The organism is Desulfonatronum lacustre DSM 10312, from assembly GCF_000519265.1.
GTDB lineage: Bacteria > Desulfobacterota > Desulfovibrionia > Desulfovibrionales > Desulfonatronaceae > Desulfonatronum > Desulfonatronum lacustre.
Map to the genome: position 1 here is coordinate 2,941,826 of NZ_KI912608.1, position 17,897 is coordinate 2,959,722.

Annotated in this window: 12 protein-coding genes; 11 read left to right on the top strand and 1 reads right to left on the bottom strand. The window is 49.8% G+C overall.

Annotated features, from left to right (window positions below; all coding sequences use genetic code 11):
* Positions 1–139: 139 nt before the first annotated feature.
* From DESLA_RS0113880 to DESLA_RS20610, 11 genes are all read left to right on the top strand, one after another.
* Positions 140–1,609 (top strand): MBOAT family O-acyltransferase, encoded by a 1,470-nt coding sequence (locus DESLA_RS0113880; protein WP_028572928.1) that lies wholly within the window; start codon positions 140–142, stop codon positions 1,607–1,609.
* A gap of 2 nt (positions 1,610–1,611) precedes the next feature.
* Positions 1,612–3,321, top strand: coding sequence for an alginate O-acetyltransferase AlgX-related protein (locus DESLA_RS0113885; RefSeq protein ID WP_028572929.1), 1,710 nt, complete (start codon positions 1,612–1,614; stop codon positions 3,319–3,321).
* A 230-nt stretch (positions 3,322–3,551) separates the two neighbouring features.
* Positions 3,552–4,487 carry an alginate O-acetyltransferase AlgX-related protein gene (locus DESLA_RS0113890; protein ID WP_028572930.1) on the top strand — a complete coding sequence of 312 codons (936 nt, stop codon included), beginning with the start codon at positions 3,552–3,554 and terminating at the stop codon, positions 4,485–4,487.
* Positions 4,450–6,624, top strand: coding sequence for a LamG-like jellyroll fold domain-containing protein (locus DESLA_RS0113895; protein ID WP_028572931.1), 2,175 nt, complete (start codon positions 4,450–4,452; stop codon positions 6,622–6,624). The genes DESLA_RS0113890 and DESLA_RS0113895 overlap by 38 nt, the downstream gene beginning before the upstream one ends.
* Entirely contained in the window at positions 6,624–7,307 is a 684-nt protein-coding gene (locus tag DESLA_RS20605) for an HAD family hydrolase (RefSeq protein ID WP_051434698.1), read from the top strand. The genes DESLA_RS0113895 and DESLA_RS20605 overlap by 1 nt, the downstream gene beginning before the upstream one ends.
* Before the next feature lie 95 nt (positions 7,308–7,402).
* Complete coding sequence (locus DESLA_RS0113905) at positions 7,403–9,931, top strand: hypothetical protein (protein ID WP_028572932.1); 2,529 nt, start codon at positions 7,403–7,405, stop codon at positions 9,929–9,931.
* Positions 9,932–9,979: 48 nt separating this feature from the next.
* Positions 9,980–11,158 carry a glycosyltransferase family 2 protein gene (locus DESLA_RS0113910; RefSeq protein WP_028572933.1) on the top strand — a complete coding sequence of 393 codons (1,179 nt, stop codon included), beginning with the start codon at positions 9,980–9,982 and terminating at the stop codon, positions 11,156–11,158.
* 61 nt (positions 11,159–11,219) lie between these two features.
* The gene (locus tag DESLA_RS22535; protein ID WP_084032086.1) at positions 11,220–12,332 is read left to right on the top strand and encodes a glycosyltransferase; all 1,113 of its coding nucleotides are present in this window, start codon (positions 11,220–11,222) and stop codon (positions 12,330–12,332) included.
* A 369-nt stretch (positions 12,333–12,701) separates the two neighbouring features.
* Positions 12,702–13,679, top strand: coding sequence for a lysylphosphatidylglycerol synthase transmembrane domain-containing protein (locus DESLA_RS22540; protein ID WP_084032087.1), 978 nt, complete (start codon positions 12,702–12,704; stop codon positions 13,677–13,679).
* Positions 13,680–13,710: 31 nt separating this feature from the next.
* The gene (locus DESLA_RS0113920) at positions 13,711–14,931 is read left to right on the top strand and encodes a glycosyltransferase family 9 protein (RefSeq protein ID WP_028572934.1); all 1,221 of its coding nucleotides are present in this window, start codon (positions 13,711–13,713) and stop codon (positions 14,929–14,931) included.
* Positions 14,932–15,077: 146 nt separating this feature from the next.
* On the top strand, positions 15,078–16,019 hold the full coding sequence (locus DESLA_RS20610; RefSeq protein ID WP_035261854.1) for a UbiA prenyltransferase family protein: 942 nt from the start codon (positions 15,078–15,080) through the stop codon (positions 16,017–16,019).
* Here the strand turns inward: DESLA_RS20610 and DESLA_RS0113930 are convergent.
* Positions 16,005–17,891 (bottom strand): ArnT family glycosyltransferase, encoded by a 1,887-nt coding sequence (locus DESLA_RS0113930; RefSeq protein ID WP_156932973.1) that lies wholly within the window; start codon positions 17,889–17,891, stop codon positions 16,005–16,007. The genes DESLA_RS20610 and DESLA_RS0113930 overlap by 15 nt on opposite strands.
* Positions 17,892–17,897: the final 6 nt, after the last annotated feature.

The following is a 17,897-nucleotide window of genomic DNA, read 5'->3' on the forward strand; positions in this document are numbered from 1 at the left end:
TGAAGACCGCAACATCAAACGCCCATAACCTCTCGCCTCTCGGCGGTCTTGATCACCTCAGGCACTCCTGATAGCCTGAAATTCTTGCCTCACCGCGCTTCCCGCGCAACCGAATCACAACGCGTTTTTTCCTGACGACATGGTCTTCAGCTCCCATATTTTCCTTTTCTATTTTCTACCGCTGGCCCTGTTCGCCTATTATCTGCTGCCCCGGCGGGGCAAGCATCTGGGGCTGACGGTACTCAGCTACGCCTTTTACGGCTGGTCCAATCCGCTGTTCGTCCTGATCCTGCTGTCGTCCACGGTGGTGGACTATTTCTGCGGATTGATCATGGCCGGGCGGCGGCCCTTGTTCGACCAGCGGCCCATTCAGGAGTTGGACCCGAAGGGGCCGCGCACCCGCAGCCAGAAAATCGCCCTGGCCGTGTCCATCCTGACCAACCTCTCCCTGCTCGGCTTTTTTAAGTATTTCAATTTCGCCGTGGAGAACTACGACCTGCTGCTGGGCTGGCTCGGCCTGCATGGGCTGCAACTGGAAACGGCCCTGCGGATCACCCTGCCGTTGGGGATCAGCTTCTATACCTTCCAGTCCATGAGCTACTCCATCGACGTCTATCGAGGCCAGGCCAAGGCCCTGCGCAACTTCATCGACTTCGCCTGCTACGTGTCCATGTTCCCGCAGCTTGTGGCCGGGCCGATCATCCGCTTCCGGGAGGTGGCGGATCAGCTCCTGCACCGCGCCCATACCCTGGAAAAGTTCGCCCGGGGCGTGGCCTTCGTCAGCCTGGGCCTGGCCAAGAAGATCCTTCTGGCCAACCCCTGCGGCAAGGTGGCGGACACCATTTTCGACGCCGCGACCATCACCACGGTCCAGGCCTGGTACGGGGCCGCGGCCTACGCCTTTCAGATCTACTTCGACTTCAGCGCCTACTCGGACATGGCCATCGGCCTGGGCCTGATGCTGGGCTTCGTCTTTCCCAAGAACTTCGATTCGCCGTACCTGTCCAAGTCCATCACGGAGTTCTGGCGGCGCTGGCACATTTCCCTGTCCACCTGGCTGCGGGACTACCTGTACATCCCCCTGGGCGGCAACCGCAAAGGCCCCCGGCGCACGGCCATCAATCTGGCCCTGGTCATGCTCCTGGGCGGGCTGTGGCACGGAGCGGCCTGGACCTTCGTGATCTGGGGCGCATTGCACGGCCTGCTCCTGGGATTGGAACGAATCCGGGGCAAGGCCAGCCTCTACCATCGCCTGCCTGGCGGGGTGCAAATCGCGTTCACTTTTGTTCTGATCTTGATCACCTGGGTCTTTTTCCGGGCTGCGGACCTGCCCTCGGCCCTGACCTACCTGGGAACCATGTTCGGCCTGGTCCAGGCAGGCCCAGAGGCCATCGCGGGCGCCGGACTGCTCAACGGACTGATCTACCAACCCTACTACCTGGGCACCTTCCTGTTGGCCGCCGTGGTCACCTGGTCCTGTCCCCAGACCTGGGACTGGACCAGGGCCATCACCCCGGCCAAGGCTTTGGTAATCGTGGCCCTGCTGCTGCTCTCCGTGGCCGTGCTGGCGACCCAGGCCTATAACCCATTCATCTACTTTATATTTTAGCCATGGCCGATTTTGATCTGCAACGCTCGCGAGAACAGACCGCCCGGGAACAGGTGGGCGTGACTCGGATATCCCGGGCCACGGCCTGGCTGCTGACCCTGGCCCTGCTCCTGCTCATCGGCCTGGTGACCGTGAGCCAGCATGTCCATGACCTGCGGGCCGCTTTACGCGGAGAACGATCCACCTGGCTGCCCCAGTCCCTGGAGATTCTCCGGGCCGTGCCCGAAGCCTTAGATGTCTTCCACACTTCCGACCAGCCTTTTTTCTCCAGGGTTCTGGCCGCCAACCGGCTGCTGCTGCGCGAGATGGGCGCGTTCGAGGACGACCTGGAGGACGCATCCATTTTGGGACAACTTGTCCGCCCCGGCATGCAGACCGTGTTGACCCGCCTGGGAGTGGGCAACGAGCAGGTCTACGTGGGGCGGGACGGGTGGCTCTTTTACCGGCCCGGCCTGGATTATCTCACTGGTCCCGGCTTTCTGGTGCCCCGGCAACTGGCCCGGCGGGCGGCAGCAGGCAACGAATGGCAGCCCGCGCCGCAACCGGACCCTCGCAAAGCCCTGGTGGACCTGCACCGGCAGCTGCGGGCCCGGGACATCGAGTTGGTGGTCATGCCCACCCCGGTAAAGCCCATGGTCCACCCGGAGATGTTCGCCGCAGGCTTGAACAAAGCCGAGCCCCTGAACAACCCTTCCTACGCCGCCTTTGTCCGGGACCTGGAGCAGGCTGGCATCCTGGTTTTCGATCCCCTTCCGATTCTGATGCGGGCCAAGGCCGAGACCGGACAACCCCAATACCTTGCCACGGACACCCACTGGCGACCCGAGGCCATGCAGCGCGTGGCCCGTGAGCTGGGAGACTTTTTGCGGCAACAAGATTTACCGGCTCTTCGCGCCGCAACCGGAATGCGAACCAGGGCCGTTGAAATCGCCCATACCGGCGATATCGCCACCATGCTGGAGCTGCCCCAGGACAGCCCCTTGTTTCCTCCGGAAACCGTCCCGTTGGAACAGCTCCTGGGCGCCCGGGACGACTTCTGGCGGCCTGATACCGCCGCCGACGTTCTGCTGCTGGGCGACAGCTTCACCAATATTTTTTCCCTGGAGCCCATGGGTTGGGGAGAGGCGGCCGGGTTTGCCGAACATCTCAGCCTGGCCCTGCAACGCCCCGTGGACCGCATCGCCCGCAATGACCACGGGGCCTTTGCCACGCGGGAGATTCTGGCCCGGGAACTGGCCCGGGGCCGGGACCGTCTGGAGGGCAAACGGGTGGTGATCCATCAGTTCGCCGTCCGGGAACTGGCCGTGGGAGACTGGAAGCTGATTGACCTGGAGTTGGGCGAGCCCCTGCCCTCGCTTTTTTTCCAGCCTGAACCCAACCACCCTCTGGAGGTCCGGGCCGTGGTCGCCGCCGCGTCCCCGGTCCCCCGTCCCGGCAGCGTGCCCTACGCCGACCACATCCTCAGCCTGCACCTGGTGGACCTGGAGCACGATGGGACCTTGCTTGCCGATCCCCAGGCCGTGGTCTATGTCTGGGGCATGCGGGACAATGTCTGGACACCGGCGGCCCGTCTGCGCCCCGGAGACGAGGTGACCATCCGGCTCCAGGCCTGGACGGGTGTGGCCGATGCCTACGACGGGATCAATCGCAGCGAATTGGATGATTTCGCCTTGCAACTGGAAGAACCGACATGGGGAGAGATTTTGGAATGAAAAAATGGTGGATAGATAACAATGGAGCGTGGATGGAGGCAAGGCAGGTCGACGTCAATCTGAACTTAACAGGTCGTCTCTTGAAGATACCGAACCCCTGTCGACTCCTGGTAAATGTCGTCGGCATTTTTGTTCTTCTCTCCTCAGCTCCAGTCTGGGCGGAAGATTCGACAGCGGCTTTTTTTGCCGAATCGGCCAGACTAGCCGTTGAGGCCCGCGAACAAGGAACCATGGCCGTTCAAGGGCTGGAAGGCTGGCTGTTCTTCGATCAGGAACTGGACCACGTCGCCTCGGGGCGGTTCTGGGGCGAGCGAGCCGCTGAGGTCAGCCGGGCTACCAGCCCGGATTTCGCTGATCCTCTGCCGGCCATTCTTGATTTTCATGCCCAGCTCCAGGCTGCGGGCGTGGAGCTGCTTTTGGTCCCGGTTCCTCCCAAGGCCTTGATCTATCCCGACTTTGTTTCCGAATTCATGGCGGACCGTTTATCCAAGAACGATCCTCTTCAGCGACTGGACCCGGCGCACCAGGAATTTTACGAACTTTTGCGCGAGCACGGCGTGCGGGTGCTCGACCTGACCAATGTGTTTCTCCGGGAACGCCTTGCCGACCAGGGCCCGCTGTACTGCCGCCAGGATACCCACTGGTCCGGCGTGGGGTGCGTCGCCGCGGCCCGGGAAATCGGAGGCTTGGCCCGAGAAATGCCGTGGTACGCTGAGGTCGCGGCCCAGCAGTTTGATCATCGATGGCAAGACGTTGAAATCAGCGGAGACCTGTGGCGGGCCTTGGATTCGCCGGACTTGGAACGGGAAACCGTCAGCCTGCGTCAAGTGGGGCGGGAAGCGTCCACTGGCCTGGAGCCCATTGAACCGGACCAAGCCAGCCCGGTGATCCTGCTCGGCGACAGCCACAATCTGGTCTTTCAGGCCGGAGGAGACATGCATGCCCGGGGAGCGGGGCTGGCCGACCAGCTGGCCCTGGAACTGGGTCTGCCCATGGACCTGATCGCCGTACGCGGCTCCGGTGCCACCCCGGCCCGGATCAATCTCTTTCGCCGGGCCCAGCGCAACCCGGATTACTGGCAGAACAAAAAGCTCGTAATCTGGGTGTTCACGGCCCGGGAATTCACTCATGCCGACGGTTGGCGGGTTGTGCCGATTCAACCTTAACTTTGCAAAGGTTTTTTTGTTCATGATGGTTTTTCGAAGATGGTTGGTTGTTTTTGGTATGTGGTTCTTGGTTTTGACCGGATGCGCCCAGGAGAAGGATTCGCATATCGAGGAGCAAATTGAAGCCGGCTTAGCAGATGAAATACGTGAATTGACAGGAGCACCGGCGCGTATTGTCTGGCTTCAGGACACTTCCGATGGTTCGGATTATCTTGCGCGAGGGGACGAACTGCGCCTGATGGGATTGGACACCGAAGTCCTGCCAAGTGTGCGCATCGTGCTTGACGGCCACGGCAATATGGCCAAACCCTTTTTTACTGTTAATGGCGAGTGGGTTGTGTTTTCTGATCGTTACCAGCAAAGGGTTTTTGTCGTGAGCTGGGAAGGCGGGCAGTTGCGGGACCTTGGACCCGGGTTCGGCCTAACCACATGGGTTGACCCGAACACAGGCATCGAGTGGCTTTACGTGGCCAGGGACCGTTTGGATGATCGTCGCATCCTGCCGGCGTACCTGTCCCTCTGGCGTTTTCCCTTGTTTTCCGCTGACGGTAGTTTTCCAGGAGATGATTCTGATCAGACGGAAAAGCAGGAACAGCTTGTCTGGGACCAGACCCAGATCAGCGAGGACAGTTTTCAGCTTTCGCGAGACGGTCGCTACGCCAGCGCTGCCTTTCCTTGGCCGGAAACGGGCATTCTTGATCTTGAAGCCCGGCGCTGGGATCGATTGGGCCAGGGATGCTGGGTGGCCATGTCCCCTGACAATGACTACCTGTTCTGGATTTTTGACGGCCCGCATCGCAACGTATTCATGTTTCGGGGCGATAACAGGGAGGATCGGTGGACGGTGAACGTGAACAACGCGATCGGCATGGACGGCTATGAGGTATACCACCCCAGGTGGTCCAATCATTCACGTATTATTGCCGTCAGCGGTCCATATAAAGTTGGAGAGGGTTCCTACAGGCTCCCGGGCGGCGGCGCTGGGGTGAAAATATACCTGGGAAGGTTCAACCCTGAGCGGACTGAAATCGAAGCCTGGGTCCAGGCAACGGATGACAGCAACGCTGATTTTTATCCCGATGTCTGGGTTCAACCTCACGCAGATCTCAAGGTTGCAAAACAGGATGTGGTTGCCCGGGAAACAAAACCCCAGGAGGCATCATGGCCGCTTCATCGCGAAGGCTTGCTCTATGTCTGGGAGAATGCAGCCGGGCTGCATGATATTATCGTCAAGCAAACCGGCTCGCAGTACTTTTTCAGACCAGAACCCCGTTTGCTGGCCCGATACACCCGGCATAACGCCATGCACCTGGACGGAGGATTCTTCATCGACAAATCGTTCGGGAAGCATCTTCAACGGTTCCCCCCTTTGGATGCATTCACCCTGGAATTCACGGCCACCCCAGCCCTTGCGCAAACCGAAACGGACGAGGCTTGGGTTTTTGCGGTGGAAAGAGCGGGCTTTCCGGTTCTTATAGCATCCAGTGAAGGGCGGTGGCGAGTGCAAGCATTGGATGCCGACGCTATCCTGCAACCGGTCGTTCCTGGACGCCCTGTGCACTTTGCTCTGGCATATCTCCCAGGCGAGATGAGGGTTTATGTTGACGGGAACCTTGCTGGTGTCCTGTCGGTTGATATTGACTCGGACATGTGGCTCGACGCGACCTTGCTTTTCGGTGGAGACAAAGTCGGGGGCCATGACTGGCAGGGCAGCTTGGAAAAGTTTGCCCTGTATCAGGGGGAACTCAAGGCGGAGGAAATTGCCCAACAGCAGGCATTGATCGTCCATGAGCATGCACAGCGGCCGATTCCGGATACGGTCCTGGTCCGGGCACGAGTGGTTCAGACGTCGTCCGTCCCTTCTCCCGAGGATATTGCCCCGTATCAACGGGGCCTTGTGGTGAACGAGTACGAAGTGACCGAGGTGCTGGAAGGCCAATTCAACGAGAATCGGTTTCTGGCGGCGCACTGGGCAATCCTGGATGAAACTCTTCTGGATACGGCCCATCGCATGCCCGGGGCAGAGCGCGTCATGCTCCTTGAACGCTTTGATCAGCGTAAGGAGCTGGAAGGGGAGCGCCTGTCCCAGGACACGGATAACTTTTTGCTGGAACTGTACTTTGACATGTACCTGTGATGGGACGTCTGCTCAAGGAATTGCCCAAGGCCGTGATCTTCGACGTGGACGGCACCTTGTACGATCAACCTCGACTGCGTCGAAAAATGTGCCGCGAACTGGCTGTGCATTGTATCCGCTCACCAATGACCGGCCTGGGGACCATAAAAACCCTGGCCGTTTTTCGTCGTTTGCGCGAAAGCATGCCGACAATGGAAGTCGTCAACGTGGCCCATACTCCGTATGCCATGACTGCGCAGCGCTTGAACTCTCCCCTTGAACACGTGCGCCGCATCGTTCATGAGTGGATGTTTCACCGGCCCTTGCGCCATTTGCCGTCCTGCAAGTTTCCCGGACTGGACTCTTTTCTGGAACATTTGACCATGCGCGGTGTCGCTACGGCTGTCTTTTCCGACTACCCGGCGCAGGCCAAAACTCAAAGCATGGGATTGACGTTTTCCCTGCTCTTGGACGCGGAGGATGAACGGGTCGACCGGCTTAAGCCGGATCCCAAAGGACTCATCGTCTGCTCTGAGCTGCTGAACCTTGATACCGCCGAGTGCCTGTTCGTCGGCGACCGGGACGATCGCGACGGGGAGTGCGCTCGGCGGGCCGGTATGCCGTATTTTTTATATTCCAAGTCATCCCTGGCTCGCCCGAATATGTTTCGTTCCTACGGAGAATTGCTTGAGTCGTTTCGGTAAAAACAGTATGTGATCGTCCCTGGGAGCCATGGGCGCGCATCGAAAGTGTTATGAAACCGCCCTGAAGACCTGCTTGATGCGGCATCAGGTAGGAAATGATTCAAACCTGTCTCCTTGCTGAGCCTCCAGGCTTTTCTTTTCGACCGCAAACCGTCTTTCCTGTCAGCATGCAACCTCTAGACGGGCATATAAATCGGATGATTGCCTGCATCAGACAATTTAGGGTCTTTTTAGCCAAAGCTGGCGATATGAAAATATTTTTCCGGAATTTTCGCTATTTTTTTGCTGCGCTAGTCGGCATCTCTCTCAGTATCTGGTACACCGCTTACTTCCTTCTGCATCCCCCGGTTTACGCCTTTCGTCTCAAAGCCGAGGGGCTTGGTTTCGCGCTCTGGCCATCAGAACAGATCCTTACTCTACGCTGGGTTTTGGCGCTTCTGGCTGTTCTCCTGGCTGGCGTGGCCGTGGCCCTTTGCCTTTGGGCCATGAAAAAAACGCAACATGAACAACCGCGGATTCGGCGGGCCATTGATGTCCTTGCCCCCCTGAGTGTGCTGCCCTTGGCATGTGTTCCGTTGTTCACGGCCGATATTATCCCGCCGATATTGAGCACGAATGCACCGCTGTTCATTCTGCTCGGTGCGCTTTCCCTTTCCCTGGCCAAACTTTTCACTCCGTTGCTTGATGCCGGGGCTGCAAGCAATCAAAAAACATGGCCCTGGGCATGGGGTATCTTTTTGATTGCTCTGATCGGGTATGCGCACGGAGGCTACCAGTTTTCCAAGGCCGTTGGCGAGCATGTCGGCGACGAAGGGCATTATCTGATCCAGGCACAAAGTCTTTATGAAGATGGGAACCTGGATATCAAAAAACAATTAATGAATTCCTTGGGATTGGATGATTCTTCTCATATTAATCGAGACTATTATCATGTCGCGTCACAGTCACGCGGTGATGCATGGTATAGTTGGCATCCTTATGGCTTGCCACTGCTATTGACACCCTCATGGAAGTGGGGGCTTGGCGGACGGCACATCGTGCTGGGCATAATATCCGGGGCTGGGTTGGCCGGCCTTTTTCTGCTTTGCCGCCGAATGGGGGCCGGAACTGCTGCATCCCTGCTTGCCGTGCTTTCCTTGGGAACAAGTGTTTTCTGGGTTTTGTATTCATTTCGGGCCTTACCCGAAGTTCTCGGAGCAACACTGCTTATCTGGGCGTTTTGGGCCGTCGCTGCGCAACGTGACCGTCCCTGGCTGGCCATGTTGATTGCTACGGCCTGCTGTGTGTACCTGCCTTTCGCTCACATACGTTTTGTGCCTATGAGCTTGATGGGAATAGGCCTTTTTGGTGTATTTGGGTTGCTGGGCGAAGAAAGCCTAAAATCCAAGCTTTTGCGTCTTTCAGCCTTCTTTCTTCTCTGTTTGGGAGGATATGGGGTATATTACGGCATGCAGACGTCCATGTTCATAGGAGGCTCTCAAGCACCTATCATGGAGTTTCTTTTCGCCTATCCTTTCGGAGCATGGGGAACCCTAGCCAGCGATCGCGGGCTGATCTCTTTGCTCCCTGTTTTCTATTGGCTTTCAGGAGCAACAGTCGTTTGGCTCTTTGTTGATAAAAAGAACCGCCTGCTTTGCTTAGGTATTTTCACAACATTCTTGGCGGCGTTGCTCATCTGTGCCGCTAACCGCGTATGGACCGGCGGATCGTCCATGCCAGGGCGTTATCTTGTTGCCGTAATACCTCTGCTTTTTGTAGGCGCAGCCGTTATGCTTGAGCGCTCGAAGCTCCCGGCTCGTGCCTTGTTCATTTATCTAAGTATCTTTTCCAGTATGCTCTTGTTTTTGGTATGGAAGCATCTTCCTGATGTTGGTAGACAATTTATCTTGCCGCTACAAGCCCTTTCTTCATTCCCTTCATTGCAAGATATATATTTTCCACATGCTTATTTTTATGGGGATCGTGCTGATATAATTCTATCAAGTATGTATGTTTTAATGTCTATTGTGTTGGTTGGTATTGTAATTATTATAAAATATAGATCGTTTTTTGCGTATTTTTTATCAATTTTTATTTTTGTCATTGGCTTATTTGTCCAAAACAGCTTGGGTGTCGATAGGTTTTCACTGCAGAAATATGTTGAATTGCTTGAAAAACATAACGAATTGTCACAGATAAGCGTCGATAATATAATCAAAATTCAGCACGCAGAAGCAAGGATGCCTTGGTCGACAATTCTTGACTTGCAGAGAATGCGATCATATACAGGTAAAAACTATAATAATGATATCAGCGCTAGAATTGCCTTATCTGGCATAGATAGAAAGGGGGAGCTCGCTTGGGGCAATTATTTTTATATTTTTCCTGGAACTTTTTCAGTAAACTACCAATTAGAGGTTAGTAACTGTATCGATGCCTGCAAGGTTTCTACCTTGGATGTAACTGAGAATTATAACAATTCAATAATTGCAAGCAAAAACATATATTGCGAAAATTCATCACAAATTAATCAACTTTTTATCACAACAGATCGGTTTGTTGTGATAGAGCCTAGAATTTACTATCATGGTTGTGGAGATATTGTCGTAAAGAGTCTTTTTGTCCAAGAAGTTGTTGAATATTGAGTTGATATCCTATTTTTATGAATTTAGATATTTTATGAGGACTTTATTATGAAGGATAAGCAGGACTGTATAGAGCTAAGTGTTGTGATTCCATGCTTGAATGAGGCTGAAACATTAGGCGTGTGTATACAAAAAGCTCAAAAATCTATGGACCAGATCGGGATTGTTGGCGAAGTGGTTGTTGCTGATAATGGAAGCACAGACGGGTCACAGAAGATAGCGGAAGGATCAGGCGCCAGAGTTGTTAATGTATTGAGTCGCGGATACGGAAATGCGCTAATGGGAGGAATTGAAGCATCATATGGCCGTTATATAGTAATGGGAGATGCTGATGACAGTTATGACTTTTTAGAACTTTCAAAGTTCGTACATCTCTTACGTGAGGGCTATGATCTCGTCCAGGGCTGCCGGCTTCCGTCTGGCGGTGGGACTATCAAACCCGGCGCTATGCCTGTTCTCCATCGATGGATTGGCAATCCATTTTTTTCGTGGCTTGCGCGCACTTGGTTTCGGGCTCCGATACATGATATTTATTGCGGTATGCGGGGATTTACACGAGATGCATATAATCGATGGCACCTTCGCTGTACGGGGATGGAGTTTGCCACTGAAATGATCATCAAAGCCAGTCTCTATTGCGAGCGGATTGCCGAGGTGCCTATCACCCTACACAAGGATGGACGGAAAGCAAACAGCCCTCATCTTAAAACATTTCGCGATGGGTGGCGCACATTGCGTTTTTTCATTCTTTCCTCGCCACGCTGGCTTTTCCTCGTTCCGGGCTCTGCCCTGATAACTATCGGAATTTTGGGATATCTGGCAGGATTTTATAACTTGCAAATCGGTGGAATTGGCTTTGATTTGCATACAATGCTGGCATCTAGCCTGTTTATTATCATGGGGTATCAGTCAATTCTTTTCGCTATATTTACTAAGGTTTTTGCGATAAACGAAAGGTTATTGCCTAATGACCATCGAATTGAAAGGATTTGCAAAATATTCACTCTGGAGCGAGGATCAATGGCCGGGTTCCTGCTTTTTAGTATTGGTATATATTTATTAGCACAGTCAACTTGGATATGGCATCAACAACAGTATGGCGTTCTCGATTATTCTGAGATAATGCGTAAAGTAATACCTGGCGTCGTGTCTGCTGCACTTGGCATTCAAACAATTCTTTCCAGTGCATTTATCAGCATATTGTCTTTAAGTCGCCGAATGCGATGATATGATCAATTTTTTATACATAATTAGTATTTCATAGCATTATTTAAATAACGTTATCGTTATGCAGATCACTTTGGCGCATCATTGGATCGTTTCAATGCGTGGAGGTGAAAAGGTACTTGAACAGCTTTGTATGCTTTTCCCGGATGCGCCGATTGAAACGATTGTCGCAGCGCCTGTCATTCCCAGTAAAATTATTTCTAACCATGCCATACGACAAACTTTTTTGGGCCATATTCCTGGAATTCACCGCAATTTCCGCTGGTTTTTACCGCTTTTCCCGCTTTTAATCCAGGGCAAACATGTCAGAGGAGATCTGCTTGTTACTTCTGACGCATCTCTCATCAAGGGCATAAGAAAATCAAAACATACTAGGCATATTTGCTACTGTCATTCTCCTCCAAGGTACCTTTGGGATATGCAAGATGAGTATGTCAGGTCCATGCCAAGAGGGATACGTACACTTTTTAAGATATGCAGTCTTTACCTAAGAGCTTATGATCAAAAAAGTTCTGATAATGTAGATTATTTTGTTGCTAATTCACATTTTGTTGCGCAGCGGATACAAAAAATTTATAATCGCGAATCAGATGTTGTCCATCCACCTGTAGATATAGACAGCTTCAAACCAGGAAATGTAAATGACAATTTTTATTTGATTGTTGCCGCTTTAGAACCATACAAGCGGGTTGATTTGGCAATAAAGGCCTTCACACAGCTCAAGCTACCTTTAGTTGTTATTGGCGACGGCCCTGAAAAGAATAAACTTAGAGAAATCGCCGGAGGGTCGATCAAGTTTCTTGGCGCACAACCTTTTGCAGTTCTTTGTGATTACTATAAACGATGCAAAGCTTTTGTTTTTCCTGGCATTGAAGATTTCGGCATCACTCCTCTTGAAGCTCAAGCATCCGGTCGCCCTGTTATTGCATTTGGAGAAGGAGGTTCCTTGGAAACTGTAATTGATCAAGAGACCGGAATATTCTTCCATGAGCAGTCGGTCCAGGCTTTAATAGAAGCAGTGCAGCGCATGGAACTTGATTTAAACAATTTTGTCCCTGAAAAGTGCAGACAGAATGCTTTGCGTTTCAGTCCAGAAGTATTTAAAGAAAAATTCATGAATGTGCTTTCTCGATTCTATCCAAATTTATTTATCTCATCCAAAGAAAGACAATAGTTTATATTTGTAACGCAATTGAGACTTCATTTGTCATGCCGACTCCAATAGATAATTGCTGCGAACAGTAAAAAGATAAGCTTTCTTATTTTGATTGTACATCCTCTTAATCGTTTTTGAATTTTGATTGTCGAATCCTGGTACAGTAAGTCAGTTTGCACTGAGAAGTTGCAGGTGCTCGGTGATTCAATATTGCTAATTTATATCTGGAAAATTCTGTTGTTTTTGTTATGTAAAAGCTAATTTTCATTGATATATTGATTTTTTTTGAGGTAGTCGATATTTAATAATATTTAGAAAATTATGTTGCAGCTCTGTGCAGTTGTATTGTTGCTTTGATTTATTACTCTCAGTATATTACCATACCTGATGTTAAACAGATTACAATCATTTGTTATTAAATTTTTGCTGATGTCATTATGTTTTATTGTTATAATTAAAACATTTGATTTTTCTAGTATTTTAGGAATTATTTACAATATCAATATAAAACTTGTCTCGGTTGCACTTGCTCTTCTTTTTTTTGAAACATTTATTATGGCTATAAGGTATATAAAGCTATTTTCAGAAAAAAGTATGAACATCAGCTTTATGGATATGGTGCGCATTCTCTATGTAAGTGGTTTTTTAAGTTCCGCAATTCCAAGCAGTTTTGGCCCAGATGCTGTGCGCATAATTATGCTCAAACGTCAAAATTTATCTTTGACCCATTGCACTAGTGTAATGACAGTAGATAGGATATTTTCGGTAATTTCGATGATTTTTTTTTCATTGGCTGGTTTTTTTCTTGTATATAATGTCGTAGATAGTAATATTTTTTTGTATATACTAACGATATCTGCTGTTTCGATTATTTTTATAATCATAATTTTTTCATCTTTGCCACATATTATATTTAAAATACTTTTACAATATACTCAGTCAAAAATATTTTCATTGAAAAGTCCAAATTTTTTAACAAAATATACTGAAAGTTTTTTTGATTTTTTAATAAACACACATAAATCTATTACGGATTTTATTAGCAATCCGCGGCTTCTTTTAAATATATTTTTTTGGAACTGCTTAACGCAGGCATTCAGGATATTACAGATTAATTTCTTGTTCTTATCTGTTGATTATAGCATACCATTGCAATTGCAATTTGCTTTTGTTCCTATGATCATACTTATTACAATGATTCCCGTGACGTACTTTGGGATTGGTGTCAGAGAAGGTGCTTTTTTGTATTTTTTCACTAACGCAGGTATACCTGCCGATATATGTCTTACGGTATCACTGATGTCTAGCGCTATAACAATAGCTGGTATTATCCCAGGTGCATTTCTGATATGGATTAAAAAATAAGAACTATTTTACTTTTAATTTAAATGAAGTCATGATTCATGTTGTTGATCGAAAACGTCGGGTATATGTTTATTTGATAAACATCATATTCTTTCCTCTATGGCTGCCGTATAAGCTAATCAAGTGGAACTGGAAATCAAAAGAGGACGAAATTCTTAATAAGATTTCAAGGAATGGTATTTCAAATATATATTTTAACACTATTGAAAGAATGGGAGACATTCTATGGTTCACACCTTTAGCAGCCGCAATCAAAAATGAATTCCCACAAATTACTATACATGTTATCACCAATAAAATTGGGGAAAACATTCTTAAAAATAATCCCTGCATAGATGAATTAATTATTGTTAAAAGCAATTGGGTCGCCAAAAACTTGTTTAGTTTCAAGGAATTTTTAAAAATTTTTGATAAACAATATGTTATTGAAATATTGGAATTGAGAAATCGAAATATTGACTTGCTAATTGAGGTAGGGGGGGACTTCCGCTCTCTGCTCTTCTTTAATATTTGGTTAGGCGCTAAGTATCTATCGGGATATTCACGTTCTGGATTCGGTTGGTTGTTAGACTGGGAAATGCAATATCCTTTGGGAAAGCATGAAATTGACGTTCGTTTGGGAATTGCAAGGCAATTGGGAGCTGAAATCGGCACCCGAAAAATGAGGATATACCTTGATCAGGAGGAAATAGACTTTGCTAATGACTTTTTATTAACCAAGAACGTTAATAGGACCGATTTTAAAATCGGTTTTTTCATGGGAGGAACGTGGCAGCCCCGGCTTTGGCCTATCGATAATTTTATTAAGCTTGCTGATATATTATTTTCAAAATACAATGCAAAGATCATTTTAATTGGTGATATCACCATGGTTGAAGAGTTCAACCGGTTTTTAAAAGTATTTCCAAATGCAATTAGGACTGATGGCAACACACTTCGCCAAAATGCGTCGATTATTTCAAATGTAGATATTATGGTCAGTAATGATAGTGGTCCTATGCATCTTGCTCGCAGCCTGAGTGTTCCAATAATAGGGTTGTTTGGCCCAGATAGCCAGGCAAGAGTCGGCTTGGAAAGTGATGGCATCGGATTACAACACAATTTTCCATGTCAACCGTGCGGGCAGACAACTTGCCCTCATAAACCTAATTGTATTGCAAGTATTGGTGTTGAGGAAGTTTTGGATGCAATAATGGAAGTTAGAAGTAAAAAGAAGTTTATGACGCATGATGCCCAGTATTCATTCCACTAATCACAGGTTTCATCCTCAAGAACAACATGTGCAGGGAACCTAACACTGAGTTGCCGGAGTTGGCCAATGAAAAGGAAGTATTAATCCGGGAGGAGTAAAAAAGGATTATATACGTCCAAATGACCATCCATTAGGAGCTGATCATCGTGTATACACGTATCGCACCATACATCCGGATTGCGCGACCAGACCACTGGTTTAAAAATATTTTCGTCGTTCCAGGTGTTCTTTTGGCCATTTTTTTCGACCGCAGCATTATGGGGCTGGACATCATTCCAGGGGTTCTGCTCGGTTTTTTGTGTGTTTGCCTGATTGCCTCAAGCAATTATGTCCTCAATGAGATCCTTGACGCTCCGACAGACAAGTTTCACCCCGAGAAACGCAACCGACCTCTGCCCAGCGGACAGGCTAAAATTTCCGTGGCATGGATGGTCTGGAGCGTGCTGAGCTTGGTCAGCTTAAGCCTGGGGTTTTTGGTCAATCCTTTCTTCGGTTTTTCCGGGGTGTTGCTTTGGGTCATGGGAATTCTATACAATACCCCTCCCTTGCGATTCAAAGACGTCCCGTATTTGGACGTACTGTGCGAGTCCGTCAATAATCCCATCCGGTTGGCCTTGGGATGGTATTCCACCGGTATGGGCTCCGCACCGCCGCTGTCCATGTTCATCGCCTATTGGATGTTCGGGTCCTTCTTGATGGCGGCCAAGCGTTTCGCCGAGTACCGCAAGATCGACGACCCGGACCGGGCCGCTAAGTATCGAAAGTCCTTGGGATACTACAACGAGCAACGGCTCATCGTAAGCATTTTCTACTATGCCACGCTGTTTGCCTTGATGGGGGGGTACTTCATTGCCAGCTATCGCTTTGAACTGATTCTTGCGGCACCAATGGTAGCCTATTCCATGGCTTTCTACATGCGATTGTCCTTCAAGAAGGACAGCCCGGTTCAGAGCCCGGAACGACTGTTTCGGGAGAACACAGTGATGCTGGTGATCTTAACGACTTTCGTCCTCTGCACTGTGCTGCTATTTTGGGATCTGCACTGGCTAAGAGATATGTTTGCTCCCTGGATATTACCTGGGAGGTAATTCTTTGGAGTCAATGTTTCTTCTCTCCCTGACGTGCACATTTTGAATGACCATACTGCCGCAGGCATGATAGTACGCCCGAGGCTCAATTCTCGCATACGTATCCACGGCTATCCTCACAATTGCTTTACCAGAGGCCGAGGCTTCACCGTAAATTTCCGTCTCGCTCAGTATTTTTTTTCCTCCGTTCATGGCCACATCCACTGTGGCGATTTTCTCTCCCGACTCGCAGTCTGAGACTTGAATATCGAACTCAACATCATATTTGCCGGGATAAACATAAAAAAACCGTCCAAAAGCCAGTAACCCCGGGTTGTGTTCTTCTTGGCGAGCAATCCGGATTATTTCGCCTGATGCCAAGGCGACGTTTGTGCCTGCCTGTCGGAACATTTTGTGCGCTGGAAAAACAAGGTGATACTCCTGGGACGGTTCCAAGGCTGCCAGCCTGGGAAAATCTCCCCCCATGAGCCGAAATGGAACGCGACTATCAAAGAAATGCATTATTACTTTGTTTTGTTCCCCCAAGCTTCTTGCCAAAATCACATCCGAGTCCAAACCTCGAGGATTGAAAATGATTTCGTGTCGTCGGCCGAAGACACTTGGATGATCTTCAGGGTCAATGAACACTATGCTGTTTTTGGGCGCTTCCTGGAGAACATCGAGTAATTTTCTTGTTTCCATGGTCGTTTCTCTGAATTTCGTCGCATTGACAACGTTGAATATGGAAACAACGGAAACAAAGATCGCCATGCATAGTATAATGTACCATGTTTTGGCCTTGGCGATAAATTTTCGGACTCCAAATGACGCGCCCAGGATGAGAAAGGGCAGCGTTTCCAGATAATAGCCCGGTCCTGTATCTTGGGGGCCGGGATACCAGAAAAAAATATGCCCGAAGACAATGCTAGCCAAGACTGCTGCGAACAGCCAGCTCCAACGTTCGGTCCACCCGATGGCAAAAGCGAGCAATGCGACCAGCAGCGATCCCCAAAAACCCCACAGCCAGACATTGAGAAGCTTGAGGTTGACGGCTATATTTTCTAACCCCCCTGCGAGCGTATGCTCGATTCTTCCATAGTACCTCGTTCCAAAGCCCAGCTTGTCGGTGGGATTATGGAAAAGATAGGTCATTGTCCAGGGGTCGCCGACGGTGATTGTATTGTAGATCAGCATGGCGATCACGCCAAGGAACGATGAGAAAGCAAAAAGTATCGTTCCAATAAATAAATGCTTGTTCTGTTTTTGGTAAAGGTGAATCAACGAATCCAAGGCAAAGGGAATGGCAATCAAAAAGGCCGTAAACGTCCTGGTATTGAAAAGATATCCCCAGGCGAGCCCGGATAGCGCGGCGAAAATGACGGCATCGGTCCTGCGCCATGAGATGTAGGCCAAAAGCATCAACGATGTCACCAGCAGGCCGCTGGTGTGGCTAAGCAATGTGCCGTGATAAAAAAGGAAATACGGGGAAAAAAGCAAGAGTGATCCTGCGGTTGCTCCAAGCGCATGGCCGCCCAGGAGAACTCCGGATCTGTAGACCACAACGACGGTAAGACCCGCTGCCAGGAAGACCATAATATGGGCGGAGCCGATGAATACGCCCGGAACGAGGAAAAGTGAGTGGCCGAAGGGATATCTGGACAGCCAGCCCACGTCCTCCCTGAGAATAATCATGAAGTAGTCAAAGGATTCATGAAAAGGCGGGAACGGCCTGGCAATGAGACCGTCAAGGAAATTGTTCGCCTGAAAGAGATAGCTGCATTCATCCGAGGTCAGAAACCACTGGAAAGCGTGCTGGGCGAGAAACAGTGAAAACGTCGCTGCAACGATGAAGAAGAAGGCCGGTACCGCGTATTTTCGAAGATGGAAGGTCATATTGTG